Annotated in this window: 11 protein-coding genes and 1 tRNA gene; 4 read left to right on the top strand and 8 right to left on the bottom strand. The window is 64.6% G+C overall.

The window, feature by feature from the left end; all coding sequences use genetic code 11:
• Nucleotides 1-168 precede the first annotated feature (168 nt).
• The 3 genes from ectB (at nucleotide 169) to ABH915_RS15360 (ending at nucleotide 7,317) form a co-directional block, all read left to right on the top strand.
• Nucleotides 169-1,440 carry a diaminobutyrate--2-oxoglutarate transaminase gene (ectB, locus tag ABH915_RS15370; RefSeq protein ID WP_370122863.1) on the top strand — a complete coding sequence of 424 codons (1,272 nt, stop codon included), beginning with the start codon at nucleotides 169-171 and terminating at the stop codon, nucleotides 1,438-1,440.
• Between the two features lie 75 nt (nucleotides 1,441-1,515).
• On the top strand, nucleotides 1,516-2,967 hold the full coding sequence (locus ABH915_RS15365) for an aspartate kinase (RefSeq protein ID WP_370122860.1): 1,452 nt from the start codon (nucleotides 1,516-1,518) through the stop codon (nucleotides 2,965-2,967).
• A gap of 15 nt (nucleotides 2,968-2,982) precedes the next feature.
• Nucleotides 2,983-7,317, top strand: a complete 4,335-nt coding sequence (locus ABH915_RS15360) for a Pls/PosA family non-ribosomal peptide synthetase (protein WP_370122857.1) — start codon at nucleotides 2,983-2,985, stop codon at nucleotides 7,315-7,317.
• On the opposite strand, the gene ABH915_RS15355 is transcribed toward ABH915_RS15360, so the two are convergent.
• The 6 genes from ABH915_RS15355 to bcp form a co-directional block, all read right to left on the bottom strand.
• Nucleotides 7,314-10,493, bottom strand: a complete 3,180-nt coding sequence (locus tag ABH915_RS15355) for an efflux RND transporter permease subunit (RefSeq protein ID WP_370122854.1) — start codon at nucleotides 10,491-10,493, stop codon at nucleotides 7,314-7,316. The two genes, ABH915_RS15360 and ABH915_RS15355, sit on opposite strands and share 4 nt — an antisense overlap.
• 118 nt (nucleotides 10,494-10,611) lie before the next feature.
• Nucleotides 10,612-12,114, bottom strand: a complete 1,503-nt coding sequence (locus ABH915_RS15350; protein WP_370122851.1) for a malate:quinone oxidoreductase — start codon at nucleotides 12,112-12,114, stop codon at nucleotides 10,612-10,614.
• A gap of 78 nt (nucleotides 12,115-12,192) precedes the next feature.
• Entirely contained in the window at nucleotides 12,193-13,848 is a 1,656-nt protein-coding gene (locus ABH915_RS15345; protein WP_370125018.1) for an ABC transporter substrate-binding protein, read from the bottom strand.
• A 242-nt stretch (nucleotides 13,849-14,090) separates the two neighbouring features.
• Nucleotides 14,091-14,768 carry a fasciclin domain-containing protein gene (locus tag ABH915_RS15340; protein ID WP_026538945.1) on the bottom strand — a complete coding sequence of 226 codons (678 nt, stop codon included), beginning with the start codon at nucleotides 14,766-14,768 and terminating at the stop codon, nucleotides 14,091-14,093.
• 237 nt (nucleotides 14,769-15,005) lie between these two features.
• Nucleotides 15,006-15,087, bottom strand: a tRNA-Leu gene (locus tag ABH915_RS15335).
• 120 nt (nucleotides 15,088-15,207) lie between these two features.
• Nucleotides 15,208-15,681: a thioredoxin-dependent thiol peroxidase gene (gene bcp / locus ABH915_RS15330; RefSeq protein ID WP_370122848.1), complete on the bottom strand. Its 474-nt coding sequence runs from the start codon at nucleotides 15,679-15,681 to the stop codon at nucleotides 15,208-15,210.
• A 110-nt stretch (nucleotides 15,682-15,791) separates the two neighbouring features.
• On the opposite strand from bcp, the gene ABH915_RS15325 reads away from it, so the two are divergent.
• Nucleotides 15,792-16,274 (top strand): MarR family winged helix-turn-helix transcriptional regulator, encoded by a 483-nt coding sequence (locus ABH915_RS15325; RefSeq protein ID WP_370125017.1) that lies wholly within the window; start codon nucleotides 15,792-15,794, stop codon nucleotides 16,272-16,274.
• A gap of 106 nt (nucleotides 16,275-16,380) precedes the next feature.
• Here ABH915_RS15325 and ABH915_RS15320 read toward each other — a convergent pair whose 3' ends face one another.
• Nucleotides 16,381-16,770: a hypothetical protein gene (locus ABH915_RS15320; RefSeq protein ID WP_370122845.1), complete on the bottom strand. Its 390-nt coding sequence runs from the start codon at nucleotides 16,768-16,770 to the stop codon at nucleotides 16,381-16,383.
• A 397-nt stretch (nucleotides 16,771-17,167) separates the two neighbouring features.
• Nucleotides 17,168-17,797 (bottom strand): DUF2510 domain-containing protein, encoded by a 630-nt coding sequence (locus ABH915_RS15315; protein WP_370122842.1) that lies wholly within the window; start codon nucleotides 17,795-17,797, stop codon nucleotides 17,168-17,170.
• Nucleotides 17,798-17,878: the final 81 nt, after the last annotated feature.

Genomic DNA, 17,878 nt, shown 5'->3' with positions numbered 1-17,878 from the left:
CCGTCTGAACAACCGCTCGACGGGAACAAATACGGGCCCCGTGAAAGCAACTGTCAGTGCGCCACAGATGCTGCGCTGTCTCCTTTTCGCGCCCGTCATCCGGAAAGCCTGGGTCCGTGTTTACGCCCGGGAAACTTCGCTAGTCGGAAGTACGGGGGACATTGCCAGATGGATATCTTCGAAAGCTTAGAGTCCGAGGTCCGCAGCTACTGCCGCAGTTGGGACACGGTGTTTGAGCGTGCGCACGGAAGCAGCCTCTTCAGCGAAGACGGCAGAGAATATCTGGACTTCTTTTCCGGCGCCGGCGCACTGAACTACGGGCACAACAACTCGGTGCTGCTGCAGCCACTGTTGGACTATCTTCGCTCCGGCGCCATTGTGCATTCACTCGACATGAAAACACCCGCCAAGCGGCGCTTCCTGGAAACCTTCAAGGAGTTGATCCTCCAACCCAGAAATTTGGACTACAAAGTCATGTTCCCCGGTCCGACGGGAACCAACTCAGTGGAGGCTGCCCTGAAGCTTGCCCGGAAGGTAACCGGCCGGCAGCATGTCCTGAGCTTCACCAATGCGTTTCACGGGATGACCCTGGGATCGTTGTCAGTCACGGGCAATTCAATGAAACGTCAGGGAGCCGGCGTCCCCCTGACGAACACATCGAGCATGCCCTATGACGGGTTTTTTAACGGTCAGATGCCGGACTTCCTGTGGCTCCGGCAAGCACTGGAAGACAGGGGCTCGGGCATCGATAAGCCCGCAGCGGTGATCGTGGAAACCGTTCAGGGCGAGGGCGGGCTCCGGGCCGCCCGGGCGTCCTGGCTGCGAGGCCTTGCAGAGCTGTGCCGTCAACATGACATCCTGCTCATCGTTGACGATGTACAGGCCGGGTGCGGACGGACGGGGACCTTTTTCAGTTTTGAGGAGGCGGGGATCACCCCCGATATCGTCTGCCTGTCGAAGTCCATCTCGGGCTTTGGCCTGCCTTTGGCACTGACACTGTTCAAACCCGGATTGGATATCTGGAAGCCTGGCGAGCACAACGGAACATTCCGGGGCCACAACCCGGCATTCGTCACCGGCGCAGCTGCCCTGGAGCACTACTGGCAGGACGGCAGCTTCCAGTCAACCGTTGCGAGGCTCATTGCGCAGCTCCACGACGGGCTGACGCAGATCGCCGCGGGCGTCGAAGGCGCCACGGTCCGTGGCCGGGGACTGCTCGTGGGGGTTTACTACCCCAACCCCCAGACTGCGGAGAAGATCGCAGCTGAATCGTTCGCCAGGGGCCTGCTCGTGGAAACGTCCGGCCCCGAAGGTGAGGTGGTCAAGGCGATGCCCGCGCTGACTATCAGCCCAGAGGATCTTCAGAAGGGACTCGATATTCTCGCTGCAGCCGCAGTGACTGTGACCGGAGAGCCGGTCGCCTTGGGATCAACCATTTGAGCATCCGAACAGGGCAAAACGGCTCACAGGGGCCAGTGCCCCTAGCAAGAATCGAAGTAGATTTCGGGGAGCAAAATGGGTACCCGCAAGGCAACAGATTTCAACGACAGTGATCTAGCGGAAACCGACCGGGCGATTCCTCCGGGAAGCGTCATTGTACAAAAGTTTGGCGGTTCGTCCCTGGCGGATGCCGCGGGTATCCTCCGGGCAGCCGAGCGGATCGCCAAAACGCGGACCAACGGCTATCGGGTCGTGGCGGTGGTGTCCGCCATGGGCGATACCACCGACGAACTCTGCGACCTCGCCGCGGAGGTTTCCGCCCGGCCCCTGCCTGTGGACCTTGACGCCCTGCTGAGCATCGGCGAACTTGTGTCCTCCGCGCTTTTGGCGATTGCCCTGGCGGATCTTGGCCAGCTGCCCCGCACATTTACCGGCAGTGCGGCCGGCCTCATTACCGACAGCATCCACGGCAAGGCACACATCACTGATGTCAGGCCGGACCGCGTCCGCAGCAGTCTTGCCCGTGGTGAGGTCCCCATCGTGGCAGGGTTCCAGGGCAGGACGCAGAAACGGAACAGGGTTACCACGCTCGGCCGCGGCGGCTCGGACCTTACCGCGGTCGCCCTGGCCGCCGCGCTCGGGGCCGATATTTGTGAAATCTACACCGACGTCGACGGCGTCTACACCGCGGACCCCCGCGTCGTCCCGACAGCGCGGAAGATCGAGGTCCTCTCGAGCGAGGAAATGCTTGAGTTCGCCGCCTCCGGCTGCAAGGTACTGCACCTGCGCTGTGTTGAATATGCCCGCCGGTTCGGCATACCAATCCATGTGAGGTCATCCTTCGTGCCGGAACCAGGGACGTTGATCCTGCCTGGCCTTGACCGACATCCACTCCTCCAGCCCGCCAGGGAACAACCCGAGGTGACCGGAGTAGCAGGGGTCAACTCGGCGTCGAAAATCACGGTCGTGGGAATGCCGGACCAGCCGGACACCATGGCACGCATCTTGCACGTCCTCTCAAGTTCGGGTGCGCACGTCCAGGCGATCGTACAGAATTCGGCGGGCAAGGGCCCGAGGCGTTCCGACGTTGCCCTGATCGTGCCGGCGGCCCACGCCGGAAACGCCCTTGCGGTGCTGGATGCTGAAAAGGGAGCCATTGGATTCCAGGGATTGCAGCATGACGGCCAGGTGGGCAGGGTGTCCATCACGGGGCTGGGCATGCGGTCGTCCCCGGAAATTTTCTGCACTTTCCTCAAGGCCCTGTCCGACGCCGATGTGGCGCTCGATCTGGTCGATATTTCCGAGACGTCCGTGGGGGCTGTCACGCACGCCAGCCGGCTCGCGGATGCCGAGCGCGCTGTCCGGCGGGCCTTCGGCATGGCCCCGGCGGACGAGGCAACGGCGGCGGGTCATGAAGGCCATCTCACGCCCGCTGTAGGCCCCCCGCTCCAGACGTGGGTCGCGATTTCTGGCCAGGATATGACCCCTGTTTCCCAGGGCGACAGAACTGTGGCACGTCACTTCTAGCGAAGGAGCTAAAGGATGGGCAAGACCGCGAGGATCGGCAACGGCCTCACCAGACCTCCCGAGTTGCGGGGCATAATGTCGATGATCGGCGGCTCGGAAGGCGGAACTGTCCTGACGTCGGCCGCGCCCGACCAGGCCGCTCGCTGGCGGCGGGGCGAGCGTTTGGACCGGCTGTTTGAGGATAGTTGCGACCGCTTGCGCGAACAGGGGCGCGGCGACCAGGTTGCCGTCGATGCGGGGGACGTTGTCCTGACGTACACGGAGCTGGATGAACGGGCGAACCAGATGGCGCGGCATCTTCTGGTGTGCGGTGCCCGGCCGGGTGACCGCATCGCCCTGCTGTTTGACCAGCCATGGCGGGCCTACGTGGCGATGCTGGCCGTTCTGAAGATCCATGCGGCCTATGTTCCCCTGGATCCGGGATTTCCCCCTGACCGTCTTCAGTACATCGTCGAGGACGCCAACGTGTCCATGGTCCTGTCTCTGTCCCATCTGAGGGATCTGCTGCCTGAAGTAGCCGCCGTCACGGTGTGCGTTGATGATGTGCAGGCCCAGATCGACGCCAAGGATCCCTCCCGCTTGGGAAGCGCGGACCATGGCGGAACGAAGGATGAGCTGGCCTACATCATCTACACCTCCGGTTCGACCGGACGCCCCAAGGGCGTGGCAGTGGAACAGGCCAGTATCTGCAATTTTGTCCGGGTGGCCTCTGACGTCTACGGGATTGAGTCCACGGACCGCGTGTACCAAGGCATGACGATCGCCTTCGATTTTTCGGTGGAGGAAATCTGGGTTGCCTGGATGGTCGGAGCCACTCTGGTGCCCAAGCCGGGCCGGTCCAGCATGTTGGGTGCCGAGCTCGCGGAGTACCTGCAGGAAAAAAAGATCACCGCCCTTTGCTGCGTTCCAACGCTGCTGGCGACGCTTGACGAAGACCTGCCCGGGTTGCGGTTCCTGCTGGTCTCCGGAGAGGCTTGCCCCAAGGACCTCGTGATGCGCTGGCACCGCCCCGGCCGGCGCTTCCTGAATGTCTACGGCCCCACCGAGGCGACCGTTACTGCGACCTGGTCGGTCCTCGACCCGGACATGCCGGTGTCTCTCGGGGTGCCCTTGCCCACGTATACCGCGGTGATTGTGGATCCCGCTGAGCTTCGGGCCCTCCCGCGCGGTGAAACGGGAGAAATCGGTCTCGCTGGGGTGGGCCTGGCGCGCGGGTATGTGAACCGAGAGGACCTGACGGAACGGGCCTTTGTCCCGGATTTCCTGGGGATTGAGAACAATCCCTCCGGCCGGATTTACCGCACCGGAGATCTCGGACGGGTAAACGACGACGGGCAACTCGAATACTTCGGCCGGATCGATACCCAGGTCAAAATTCGCGGCTACCGGATCGAACTGAGCGAAATAGAATCCGTCCTCCTGCAGCTCCCGGGCATTGCGCAGGCAGTCGTCCAGACCTATGAGCCGGAACAAGGAACCGTGGAGCTGGCGGCCTACTACACCCTGCGTCAGGACGTGGAGGGTGTGGATGCCCATGACCTCCACCGGATGCTGCGCACGAGGCTTCCCGGGTACATGGTTCCTGCTTACTTTGAACAGCTGGACGCCATTCCCATGATGGCCAGTGACAAAGTGGACCGGAAGCGGTTGCCCCGTCCGGAGCACAGGATCAGCCGGGCGGGCTCGGGGTCATACACCGCCCCGACAACCGCCGCCGAAGAGGCCCTGGCCGCCCAGCTCGGCGCCGTGCTGAGCCTTGACAAGGTCTCCACCGATGCCCACTTCTTCAACGACCTCGGTGCCGACTCGTTGTTGATGGCGCGCTACTGCGCCGGCATCAGGAAAGAAACCGCCCTGCCCGCAGCGGCGATGCAGGATATCTACGAGCACCCGACGGTTCGGCAGCTCGCCGCGTGCCTCGAAGCCAGGCACAGTGAATCTATTCACATCGCGGACGTACCGGCGGCCGACGCTGCGCGCCCCGCACCGATGCCCCCGGTGAGTTCGTTCCAGTACGCCCTGTGTGGTGCAATCCAACTGCTGATTTTCCTCGGTTATACGATGTACGCCGCTTGGCTGCTGATATTTGGCTACGAATGGGTGTTGGGGGGAAGCACCCCTTTGGACATGTGGCTTCGCTCCATCGGGTTCGGTGTCGCAACTTTCGTGGTCCTGTCTGTGACCCCGATCATCGCCAAATGGGTCCTCGTCGGGAGGTGGAAGCCCGGCACCATCCGAATCTGGAGCCTGGCCTATCTCCGTTTTTGGACGGTCAAGACACTTACGAGGGCAAACCCATTGGTGACGTTCGCGGGTTCGCCGCTTTACGTGCTGTATCTCCGGCTACTGGGCGCAAAGATCGGCAAGGGGGTCGTGATCTTCTCCCGGAAGGTGCCCGCGTGCCCGGACCTGCTCACCGTCGGTGACAACACCGTCATCAACAAAGACTCCTCGTTCCTGTGCTACCGGGCACATGCGGGCATCATCGAGATCGGCCCGGTGTCGTTGGGAAGCAACGTTCTCATCTCGGAGAGAACCACCCTCGACATTGGAACGTCGATGGGCAATGACACGCAGCTCGGACATGCCTCATCGCTGCAGACCTCGCAGGCGGTACCCGACGGCGAGGTCTGGCACGGTTCTCCCGCCGCACGTGCCAGCACAAACTATTTGCGGGTCCCGGCCGTCCCGTGTGGCACCCGCCGGAGGGTCATCTATAGCCTGCTCCAGCTGTTCAACCGCCTCGTCCTGGTTGTTCCTGCGGGCGTCCTCGGGCTGGCCGCGCTGCTGCCGCCCTACCTGAGCACAGGACATCTTCAATTGGGAGCCTTCACGTTCTTTGTCGACGTCGTGGTGGTGACACTGGTCCTGTTCATTGTCGGGCTGATCACCGGCCTGGTGACCGTCCTCTGCCTGCCGCGACTGCTGAACCACTTCATTAAGCCTGATGTGGTCTATCCGCTCTATGGCTGGCATTTTTCGATCCACCGGCTGATATCCCGTATCTCGAACATCAAAACGTACAAAGACACCTTCGGCGACAGCTCGTACATCATCTACTACCTGCAGGCTCTGGGCTGGAAACTGGGCAACGTGCAGCAAACAGGTTCAAACTTCGGCCCCACGCTGGGCCACGAATCGCCATTCCTGTGCTCTGTAGGAACGGGAACCATGGTCTCAGACGGCCTGAACATGATGAACGCCGATTACACGAGCTCCTCCTTCCGGCTCTCTCAGGTCCAGATCGCCGGCCACAACTTCCTCGGAAACAACATCACGTTTCCGATCGGTGCCCATGTCGGTGAGAACTGCCTTCTGGCCTCGAAAGTGATGATTCCGATTGACGGCCCGATCCGGAGGGATGTGGGGCTGCTCGGCTCACCCGCATTTGAGATTCCCCGGTCAGTCCAGCGTGACGCACAGTTTGAGGAACTCAATACCCCGGAAGCCGTGAAACGGGTCCTCCCGGCCAAGAACCGGCACAACATCCTGAGCATGGTGCTGTTCCTGTCCGTGAAATGGGTCCTCTTGCTCGCTGCCACACTGGCCGGCGCTGTTGCCGTTTCGGCGCACAGCTTCCTCGGTGTGCTGGCCATCGCCGCGGCAATGCTTGGCTTGCTGGTGTTCCGGGTGCTGTTTACCGCTTTGGTGGAGCGTTCGGTCATGGGCTTCCGCCGCCTGAAGCCGGAATACTGCTCGATCTACGACCGGTACTTCTGGCGGCATGAGCGTCTCTGGAAGCTGCTGGCCGGGGCGCCGTTCAATGGAACCCCGTTCAAGGCCCTGATGTGGAGGCTGCTGGGCGTCAAGGTGGGCAAGCGGCTCTACGACGCCGGCCTGAACATGCCGGAAAAAACCCTCGTCACGATCGGCGATCACTGTACGTTCAACGAGGGAACACACGTCCAGGGCCACTCCATGGAAGACGGCGCATTCAAGTCCGACTACATCGTGTTCGGCAACCACTGCTCCCTCGGCGTCGATGGCTGGGTCAACTACGGGGCGACGATGCACGAAGGTTCGTCCCTCAGCGCCGACGCCTTCCTGATGAAAGGCGAAGATGTCCCGGAAGGTGCAACGTTTTCCGGGAACCCCGCCCGCGAGGTGATGAACCCCGCCGCATCCGCAACCCTCGCGGCCCTGGCATCGCGCGGGCCCCGTCACCGGGACGCAGCCGCGGCGGCTGCCGGCCGGCCTAAACTCTCCAAGGGTACGCACGGATCCCACGGAGCCCACGCAACCCGTGCTGCAGCCGACGCAGCCCGCGGGACCCGTGCTGCAGCCAACGCAGCCCACGGGACGCACCGGGCATCGCGGAAAAAGGCAGGGACGCCAGGTTCTGGTTCCTAGTGCGAACCGGTTGGCAGGGGAGCGTCTTCTGGGAAGTCGTCAGGGAAGTCTTCGGTCACGGCCGGCCCGGAATGGCGTCCGCGGCGCAGCGGCTTCTGTAGCGCCCTGCGCTCGCGCCGGCCTTCCACGAGCCGGTACAGCACCGGGACCAGGATGAGTGTGAGGGCCGTGGAGGAGATCAGGCCGCCGATCACTACGATCGCCAGGGGCTGGGAGATGAAGCCGCCGCCGCCAGTCAGTCCCAGCGCCATTGGTGTCAGGGCGAACACCGTGGCGAGCGCCGTCATGAGGATGGGGCGGAGGCGCTGGCGGGCGCCGTGCGTGATGGCGTCCGCCACGTTCATCCCGGGTTCGCCGTCGCGCGGCTGGCGGTACTGGTTGATGAGGTCGATCAACACGATCGCGTTGGTCACCACGATGCCCACGAGCATCAACATGCCGATCAGGGACGGCAGGCCCAACGGCACGCCGGTCACCACGAGCAGGGCGATTGCGCCTGTCGCGGCGAACGGGACGGAGACCAGCAGGATCAGCGGCTGCACGAGCGACTTGAACGCAGCCACCATGATCACGTAGACGATCGCGATGGCGGCCAGCAGCGCGAGTCCGAGCTGGCGGAACGAATCGGCCTGCTGCGTCGTGGCGCCGCCGATCGTGGCGGTCACCCCGGGCGGCAGCTGGACTGACTTGAGCCGGTTCTGCACCTCGGTGCTGACCGCGCCGAGGTTGGAGCCCGACGGCGTCACCGAGACCCGCGCGGTGCGCTGGCCGTTGCTGGCGGTGATGGAGACGGGGACGTCCACCTGCTCCACCGAGGCGATGCTGCCAAGCGGGACGGCGCCGGCCGCCGTCGGGAGCGGGATGTCCCGGACGGCCTCGATGCTCGTGAAGCGGGTGCCCTCACCAATCCGGACCGGGAAGTCGTTGGTGTCGATGCGGATCGTCCCGGCGGGAATCGGGCTGATCGTGGCGGCCAGGACCCCGGCCACGCGCTCCTCGTTCAGGCCGGCCGCGACGGCCTTGGCGCGGTCCACCTTGACCTGGACCACCGGCTGGCTGGCGGCCAGGTTGGTGGCCACCTCGCTGCTGCCCGGGACACCGTCCATGGCCTTGACCATCGCGTCACTGGCGGTCTGGAGATCGGCGGTGCTGGCGGCCTTGAGGGTGATGTCCACGGTTGACGAAGTGCCGAAGCCGCCCTGCTGGGAACCGACCGTGATCTTTCCGGCGTCGCCGAGCTTGGAGAGTTCCCTGCGGACGGTCTCCTGGAGCTTGCCTTGGTTGGCTTTCTCGTCTGTCACCACGGTGAACGTCGAATTCGACGCGCCGGAGGAGAGCAGGGCCGAGAAGCCGGTCTGGGCGTTGCCGGTGGTGGCTTGGACGTCCTTGATTCCGTCGATGCCCCGCAGCGTGTCCTCGACGCGGATCGCCGAGGCACTGGCTTCGTCGAGGCTGGTCCCTGCCGGCAGGGCCTGCTTGACGGTCATGCTGTTCTCGCCGGAGCGGCCCAGGAGGTCGGTGGCGAGCAGCGGGGACATCGCCACGGTGCCGGCAAGCACCAGGGCCGCGGCGACCAGGGTGAGGACCGGGTGCCGCTGCGTGCCGGACAGGACAGGCAGGTAGCCGCGCTGCAGGAGCGTGCTCTGCTCGGCCTCGTGCGCCTTGGTGGCAATGCCAGCGGCAGAAGCCGGCGAGCCGGTGACGGCGGGTGTGCGCAGGAACCAGTAGGCCAGCACCGGCACGATGGTCAGCGAGACCAGCAGCGAGGAGAGCAGGGCGATGGTCACTGTCAGGGCGAACGGCCGGAACAGCGCGCCGGCCAGGTCGCCGACGAAGGCGATGGGCAGGAAGACGGCCACGGTGGTCAGGGTGGACGCCGTGATGGCGCCGGCGACTTCGCGGATGGCGGTCCCGATCGCGGTGATCTTGTCCTCGCCGTAGCTCAGGTGCCGTTTGATGTTTTCGATGACCACGATCGAGTCGTCCACGACGCGTCCGATCGCGATGGTGAGCGCGCCAAGAGTGAGGATGTTGAGCGAGTAGCCGGTGGCCGAGAGCCCGATGAACGTGATCAGCAGGGACAGCGGGATGGACACGGCCGTGACCAGGGTTGCGCGCACGGACATCAGGAACACCAGGATCACCAGGACGGCGAAGCCCAGTCCCAGCAGGCCCTCGGTGGTGAGGTCCTTGATTGACTTCTCGATGAACGGCGCCTGGTCGAAGACCGGGGTGAATTTGGCATTGGAGCCAAGCTCGGCCTCAAGTTGCGGGATGGCTTCCTTGACCGCGTGGGAGATCGCGACGGTGTCGCCCTCGGGCTTCTTGGTCACGGACAGGGCGAGGGTTTCCTTGCCGTTGGTCCGCGTGATTGACGTGCGGGCGTCCTCAACCAGGCTGACATCCGCCACGCTGCCGATGGTCGCCGCATCGCGGGCCGCGCCCAGGGGGAGGGCCTTGATCGCGTCGAGGGAGTCCACCGGGCTGCCGATCTGCAGCGAGAGGGTCTTGCCCTGTTCCTCGATGGTGCCGGCCGGAACCAATGCGCCGTTGTTCTTCAGCGCGTCGCTGATGGACTGGAGGCTCGCGCCCGATGCCGCCAGGTCCCGCGGCCGCGGCAGGATCTGGATGTGCTGCGTGGCGCCGCCGGTCACGTCGGCGCCGCGCACGCCCTCGAGCTTCTGCAGCGCAGGGACGCTGAGCCGGGCGAGATCGGCGTTGAGTTCACTGAGCGGCTTGTCCGAGGAGACGGCCAGGAAGACGATCGGGAAGTCGCTGATGCTCCCGGCGATCGCCTGCGGCTGGACGTCCTTCGGCAGGGCCTGCTTGGCGTTGGAGATGGCGCGGTCGATCTGGTTCCGGGCCCGGTCCAGGTTGGAGCCGTAGGTGAACGCCAGGGAGATCTGCGAAGCGCCGTTCCGGGACGTTGACGACGTCGACTCCAGCCCCTCGACGCTGTTCAGCGCCTTTTCCAACGGGGCACTGATCTGCTTGTCCACGACTTCCGGCGACGCGCCGGGCATCGAGGAGATCACGGTGATCTGCGGGAACTCGATGGAGGGAATGAGCTCCTGCTTCAGCGAGGACATCGTGATCACGCCGAAAACGCAAGCGAACACCGTGATCAGCGCGATCAGGGCCCGGTTGGCGAGAGACAGCTTTGCGAGCCGGAACATCTCATGGTCTCCTGGTGGGTCGGGGCGTCCTGCACTACGGGACATCAAAAAACGGGGACGTCACGGGTTGCAGCGGTCCCAGACCAGCAGTGTAAACCAGCCGCGGCCGGGTCCCGGCTTAGTTGCTGGCGGTGACCTGTTCGAGTTGCAGCGTCTTGGCCGTCTCGGCCTCCAGCTTGGCGGCGAGCTCAGGGTTGTCGTTGAGCTTGACACCGTAGCCGGGCATCATGTCCTTGAGCTTGGACTGCCAGCCCTTGAAGTTCTTCGGGAAGGACTTCTGGAGCAGTTCGATCATGATCGGCACAGCGGTGGACGCGCCCGGGGATGCGCCGAGCAGGGCGCCGATGGTGCCGTCGCGTCCGGCGATGACCTCGGTGCCGAACTGCAGCACGCCACCCTTCTTCGGGTCCTTCTTGATGATCTGGACCCGCTGGCCGGCGGTGATGAGCTCCCAGTCGCCGTCCTTGGCCTCGGGGTAGTACTCCCGCAGGGCCTCGACCTTGTCGCCGTGGCGCTTGGCGACTTCCTTGATCAGGTAGGCGGTGAGGTCCATGTTGTCCTTGGCCACGGCCAGCATCGGGATGATGTTGGAGGGGCGGATGGACAGGGGCAGGTCCAGGTAGGAGCCGCTCTTGAGGAAGTTCGTGGAGAAGCCGGCGTACGGGCCGAACAGCAGGGAGCGCTTGCCCTTGACGTAGCGGGTATCCAGGTGCGGCACGGACATGGGCGGGGCGCCGACAGACGCCTGGCCGTAGACCTTCGCGCTGTGCTGGGCAGCGATGGTCTCGTCGGTGCAGCGGAAGAACTGGCCGGAGACCGGGAAACCACCAAACCCCTTGCCTTCCGGGATGCCTGAGGCCTGCAGCAGGTGCAGTGCCCCGCCGCCGGCACCGACAAACACAAACTTCGCGTGGATGGAGCCGTGCTCGCCGCTCTTGGCGTGCTTCAGCGACAGGTCCCAGCCGCCGCCGGACGCGCGCTTGATGTCGCTGACGTTGTGGCCGTAGTTGATCTCCACGCCGTTGTTGCCCAGGTATGTGGTCAGCTCGCGGGTCAGGGCGCCGAAGTCGACGTCGGTGCCCTCGACGGCGCGGGTTGCCGCGACGCGCTGCTTGGGGTCGCGGCCCTTGACGATCAGCGGGGCCCACTTGGCGATCTGCGCGTGGTCCTCGGAATACTCCATCGAACGGAACAGCGGGTTCGGCTTGAGTGCCTCGTAGCGGGTGCGGAGGAACTTGGTGTGGTCCTCGCCGATCACGAAGCTCATGTGCGGAACGGTGTTGATGAAGCCCTTGGGGGAGCCGATCAGCGAGTTCGAGACGAGGTGGGACCAGAACTGGCGGGACAGCTGGAACTGCTCGTTGATGTTCAGGGCCTTGCCGGGGTCCACCGAGCCGTCTTTGGCTGCGGGGGAGTAATTAAGCTCACACAGGGCCGCATGTCCGGTACCGGCGTTGTTCCACGGGTCGGAGCTTTCCAGTCCCGGCTCGTCCAGCCGCTCAAAGAGCGAGATGGTCCAGGTCGGCTCGAGCTGCTTGATGAAGGCGCCGAGCGTGGCGCTCATGATGCCGCCGCCAATCAGTACGACGTCGGCGTGTTGGGTCTTGGAAATGAAAGTCACAATCAGTCTCCGATAGCAGCGGCTCTGGCTGTCACAGAATATCCCGCACCGCCCACTAACTGAAATTGGCCCCGGGCGTCAAGGCCTTAGCTCGACCTTTGTGAAAACTTCGTTCAGCACCGGCGACGCCGGGTACTTCAGCACCCGGTCCGAGAGCGCCAGGGCCGAGATCGGGAAGGCAATGGGAACCGCGGGCACCGTGGCCGCGATCTGTCCGTTGATGGTCTGGTACTCCTCGGTGCGGTCCTTGCCGTCCGGCAGGCCCCGGGCCCGGGCGATCTTGGAGAAGACCTGGGGATCCTGGTAACCGAATTCGCCGGTGTTCTCGCCGAAGAGCGGGCCCACGAAATTGTCGGGGTCAGAATACGAGCCGTTCCAGCCCAGCAGGTGCAGGGCGTGGTCGCCCGGGGAGGTGACCTTCTGCAGGTAGCCGTCAGCCCAGTCCACCGGTACGGGCTTGACGTTGAGCCCGACGGCGGTCAGTTGCCGGCTGATTTCGGCGTACACCTTTTCCGGCGTCGGCAGGTAGGGCCGGGTGACGTTGAGCGGATAGTAGAACTTCAGCTCCTCGCCCTTGTAGCCGGCCTCGGCCAGGAGTTCCTTGGCCTTGCCCGGGTTGTAGCCGAGCGCCGCGGCATTGTTGTTGAAGCCGCTGAGCTTGGGCGGAACGAACTGGGTCGCCTGGGCCGTGTTGTCGATGAAGAACCGGCGGATCAGCGTGTCCTTGTCCAGCGCCATTTCAATCGCCTGGCGCACCTTGAGGTTCTGCAGGATGGGGACTTGCTGGTTCATGCCCAGGTACATCACGGAGAACGGGTCCCGCTGGATGATCTGCTTTCCGCTCTTGACCAGTTGGTCGAAGTTTCCGACGGTGACGGCGTCGTAGGCGTCGATCTTGCCGTCCAGGAGCGCCTGCATCCGGGTCTGCGGGTGATCGTAGGTCACGAATTTGATGGTCCCGATCTGTCCCTTGTCCCCCCAGTAGTCCTTGTTGCTGGCCAGGGCGACGCTGCCCGAGTCCCACGAGTCGAAAACGTACGGCCCGGTGCCTACCGGGTGGAGGCCGTAGGCGGACACCGGCTGCCCGCCCCGGCTCTGGTTCAGGACGTCGGCGTTCTCCGCGGCGAGGGCCTTGGGCGAAGAGATCGCGAAGGCCGGGAGGGTGAGGGCCTGGAGAAAACCCGTGAAGGGCTGGGTGAGGCCGATCCGCACATTGTCCGGCGCAACGGCGGTGCAGTTCTTGTATATGGACAGCGGCGCCTGGTCCGCATGGGCCTTAAAGACGCCCTTGAAAGTGGTGCCGGTGGCTTGTTCGCGGAGGGCCGGTGAGAAGTTGAACCAGCGGTTGAAGTTGGTGCAGACCGCGGCGGCATCGAACGGCGTCCCGTCCTGGAATTTAACGTTGCCGCGCAGCTTGAACTCGTAGGTCCGGCCTTCATCGCTCTGGGACCATTCGGTGGCCAGCAGCGGCGTGGGCTGGCCGGTGGTCTGGTCTACGCCGACGAGGCCTTCCAGTACCTGCCGGGTGACGCGGTAGGACTCGACGTCGGAGACAAGGGCAGGATCGAGCCCGAGCGGCTCCGAGCCGGTGCCGAAGGTGAAAACCGCGGCAGGGGCCGCGCTGGCGGTGGCAGAGGCGGTGGGGGAACTGGGTGCCGGGCCGAGGCTGCCCGTGCAGGACGCGAGCGGCAGGACAAGGAGGGCGGTCCCGATGCTGGCGGCAATCCGCCGCACTGTCCTGCTGGGCACTGTACTGCTGGGCACTCGAGAATCACCTCTGGGAACTGGATGGTCCGCCGGCTGCGGACCAGCCCCAGTCTAGTTGACGGCCGGGTCCGCCAGCTCTTGTGGCACACCGCCGCACGGCGCACGGCAGCGCAAAAAAGCGGAGGCCCGCACCTGGTGGTGCGGGCCTCCGCTTCTCCTAGTGGTCCAGGGAGTCAGGCTGGAGCCGGGCAGGAGTGCAAAAGGGCTGCCTACTTGGGCATCAGGACAGAGTCGACCATGTAGACAGTGGCGTTGGCGGTCTGGACGCCGCCGCAGACGACGTTGGCGCTGTCAACCTTGAGGGCATCCTTGGTGCCGGTGACCGTCACCGAACCGCCCTGAACCGTCTTGTGGGTGCCGACGATCTGGTCCGGGGTGATCTTGCCGGGGACCACGTGGTAGGTCAGGATCTTGCTCAACGTGGCGTCGTCCGTCTTCAGGGCCTCGATCGTGGCCGGATCGATCTTCTTGAAGGCGTCATCCGTCGGGGCGAAGACGGTGAATTCGCTGCCGTTGAGCGTGTCCACCAGGTTGACCTTGGGGTTGAGCTTGCCGGAAACGGCGGCGGTCAGGGTGGTGAGGATCGGGTTGTTGGACGCCGCGGTGGCTACCGGGTCGAGCGCCATGCCGGAGACGGAACCGGCACCGCTGGGAACCTGGGCGGCGTATGCGGCGCAGCCGGAGCCGACGAGGTTGGCGGCCGGATCCATGGCTGCGGCGGAGGCGCTCGTGGAGGGCGACGCCATGCTGGATTCCGCCGGTGCGGAGGACGGTGCCGAGGAGGCGGGGGCCGATGAGGCGCTGGATCCGCCACAGGCAGTGAGGCTGAGCATGGCGGCAGCTGCGATACCTGCAACGGCGAACGTGGTGCGCTTGATGTTCTGCATTTCGGTTTCTCCTTTGTTGTGCCGATGTTTGCCGGCGGCGATTATTTGCCGCTGCGGCCCTTTCCCGACTGTTGGGCACCGACCCTTGGTTGGTGTCTCAATGGGTATTCGGCTGCTCGGAGGAAACGGATGGGTGCGGATGTGAAATTCTTTTTGGCGGCTTCAAAACTCCGGAAAGAGCCCGGAACAGCGCCCGAAACGACGAGAACCCCGGTCCGAAGACCGGGGTTCTCTCTGTGCGCAAGGGGGGACTTGAACCCCCACGCCCGAAGGCACAGGAACCTAAATCCTGCGTGTCTGCCAATTTCACCACTCGCGCGCGGCGCCGTCGTCGTCCCGGGAAAGAACCCCGGCGGCGGACGCCAGGCTCTATTGTACCTATTGCCGGTTTGCTGGTTGCAACGGCTGCCCGCGGGCGGACGGAGCAGAGGCCCGGGGATTAGGCGTCGACTTTCAGGTCCCGGCGAAGTTTGGCGACATGCCCGGTGGCCCGGACGTTGTACTGCGTGACGGCAACCTGGCCGGCGGCGTCGACGACGATCGTGGAGCGGATCAGACCTTGGTAGGTCTTGCCGTAGTTTTTCTTCTCGCCCCAGGCCGCGTAGGCCTCGGCGACGGAGTGGTCCTCGTCGGAGAGCAACGGGAAGCTCAGCCCTTCGGCGGCCGCGAACGCCGCAAGCTTCCCGACGGGGTCGGGGGAGATGCCCACCACCTCGTAACCAGCGGCCTGAAGTGCGCCGAGGGAATCCCGGAAATCGCAGGCCTGCTTGGTGCATCCGGGCGTGGCGGCGGCCGGGTAGAAATAGATCACGGTCTTCCGGCCCCGGAAATCGCGCAGGCTGACGTCCTGTCCTTCGGCATTCTTGAGGGTGAAATCCGGTGCTGTGGCACCGGCGGTGAGTCGCTCAGGCACGGGTGTCTCCTTGGTGAGGTTCGTCATGAAATGGGGGTGGTAATCCAGCGTAGTGACGCGATCGGCGCCGGACGAATCCGCTGCTCGCTATACTCTTGGGTATGCCTGATATGGATCGCTGGCCCACGGGCCGCCTACTGTCCACGGCAGCACGTCTTGTAGAACACTCCTGGAACGAAAAATTGGGGGCCATTGGCCTGACCCATGCCGGGGTGATCGCCATGGAGGTGCTCTCGGCGAATGGGCCGATGACGCAAGCCCAATTGGCCCAACTCGTCCGGGTCCAGGCCCAGACGATGGGCAAGACACTGAGCCGGCTGGAAGCGCACGGCCACATTTCGCGGCACCGCAGCACCTCCGACCGGCGCAGCCACGTGGTGTCGCTGACTGACCAGGGGCGCCAGGCGGTTGCCGCGGCCGCCGACATGGAACGTTCCGTGCTCGCCGCCACGCCCATTGACCCAGACGTGCTGCGCCAGGAGCTCCAGGCCGTGGTCAGGGTGCTGGCAACCAGGTCCTCCTCGCCGGAGGCCAAGGCGATCGTCACGGCCGCCGAGCCGGGCGCCGCTGCCGGGGCCACCCCGGTGAATTAGCCACCCCGCTGACTTAGCCGCCCCGCTGTGGGGAAACGGGAACGGGACGGCAGGGTATCCCGCCGTCCCAATAGATCCCGTTCTCGAGGCCTTCAGCGGTGACCGGTCACCAGGGGTTCCTGTGGTGGTTGTGTTTCCTGTTATCGTGCCGGTTTCCGTTATGGTCCCAGAACCCGTCCTTGTCATGCCGGCAGCCGTCCCGGCCCGTCCACGACCCGCGGTGGTCGTTGTCGTCGCGCCAATTGCCATGGTCGTCGCGCCAACCCCATCCGTCGGCGTTGTCATGCCACCGGCTCTCTCCGTCCCACCAGCCATTGCGTGTGTCGTGCCGGTTGTTGTCCCGCATGTGGTGCCGGTTCTCAAATGAGGACTGGCTCCAGGACCTGGCGGAGGTGGTGGAAATGGTTGCGGCGGCGCTGGCAGGCAGGGCGCCGGCGCCCAGGCCCAGCGCGGCGGTCACCGCGGTTGTTCCGATGATGCGAATAGCCTTGTTCATGAAACTTGGTCCTTACGGAGATCGATTTCCCTGGCCCCGGTGCGGGCCGTGCAGGCATGCTGCCGGCGGCCCATGATTCCGTGTCTGCTGACGCGATCCTCAGTGAGGGCACCGGGAGATCTGAATGTCATCTTTGGTGGTCGCGTCGGGCTCTCTGGCCGGCGGTTTGTTGTCGGTCCGGGTCTGCAGGACCTGTCGTTCCAGGAAAGTTGCCCGGAGCACCTTTCCAGTCAACGCCCCTGCATTGACTCTCAAAAGGGACTAAAGACCCTGTTTCTGCCGCAATCGGACGGATCGTTTCAGGAGCTAGGACGCTGGCGATCGGATCAGCCCCGGCCCGTTGGCTGCTTGCCTGGATTGACGCTGCCTACACCGATGCTGCTTACACCGTTACTGCCTACACCGTTACTGCCTGGTTCGCCAGGGTGGCCACGATGGCGGACACTTTGAGGCCGGTGAGCACCGCCGTGAGCAAGACGACGCTGATCGTGACCCACACCGGGGCGAGACCGCGCCGCGGGGCGACCTCGTGGACGATCACGGAGCGGCCAATGACGTAGACATCCCTGCTGAGGAACACCCACGCCCAGTGGAACGGCCGGACAACGCCGTCCTTGCGCAGCCGGTCCCAGTCCAGGTACGCCAGGAGGGCGGACACACCGTAGGCCACGAAACTGATGGCTATGAAGAGGAAGTAAGGCGCAGTGAAAATCGACGCCGGATCAATTGTCTGGATCTGCCGCGGGCCCACGGTGCGCAGCCTGAGCACAGGATTCCAGAACATCAGCAGGATGAGCGGCACGAGCGGCAGGGCCACAATCGTCCAGATGTACGCGTTGTAGACCGGTGTCCGGTCGCTGATGCGCCTGCGCGGTGCCACCGGGTGCCGGGGCGCCGTCGTCTGGAACTGGGGTGCGTTGAACTGACCGGTCCAGGCCGAACCGTTCCACCACTGAAGCCGGCCCGATCCTGCCGGGTCCGGATACCAGCCGGGGCCAGGGGCGGAGGCGTTGGGCGGGACGGTCATGGCTGTTGATCCTTTGCGGGACGTGGCGCGTTCGCTTGTTCTGTTCTGGGACAAAGCGTACAGGGGTGGCTGCAAGGGGGA

This window comes from Arthrobacter sp. MW3 TE3886 (genome assembly GCF_041262145.1).
Taxonomy (GTDB): Bacteria; Actinomycetota; Actinomycetes; order Actinomycetales; family Micrococcaceae; genus Arthrobacter.
The sequence above is the reverse complement of the archived record's forward strand: the minus strand, read 5'-3'. Positions and strand labels throughout refer to the sequence as shown.

Excerpts from the sequence above, each read along its gene's own strand:
- ABH915_RS15340 (WP_026538945.1), bottom strand. The coding sequence starts at position 14,768 with ATGCAGAACATCAAGCGCACCACGTTCGCCGTTGCAGGTATCGCAGCT.
- ectB (WP_370122863.1), top strand. The coding sequence starts at position 169 with ATGGATATCTTCGAAAGCTTAGAGTCCGAGGTCCGCAGCTACTGCCGC.
- ABH915_RS15315 (WP_370122842.1), bottom strand. The coding sequence starts at position 17,797 with ATGACCGTCCCGCCCAACGCCTCCGCCCCTGGCCCCGGCTGGTATCCG.
- ABH915_RS15360 (WP_370122857.1), top strand. The coding sequence starts at position 2,983 with ATGGGCAAGACCGCGAGGATCGGCAACGGCCTCACCAGACCTCCCGAG.
- ABH915_RS15325 (WP_370125017.1), top strand. The coding sequence starts at position 15,792 with ATGGATCGCTGGCCCACGGGCCGCCTACTGTCCACGGCAGCACGTCTT.
- ABH915_RS15355 (WP_370122854.1), bottom strand. The coding sequence starts at position 10,493 with ATGTTCCGGCTCGCAAAGCTGTCTCTCGCCAACCGGGCCCTGATCGCG.
- ABH915_RS15320 (WP_370122845.1), bottom strand. The coding sequence starts at position 16,770 with ATGAACAAGGCTATTCGCATCATCGGAACAACCGCGGTGACCGCCGCG.
- ABH915_RS15365 (WP_370122860.1), top strand. The coding sequence starts at position 1,516 with ATGGGTACCCGCAAGGCAACAGATTTCAACGACAGTGATCTAGCGGAA.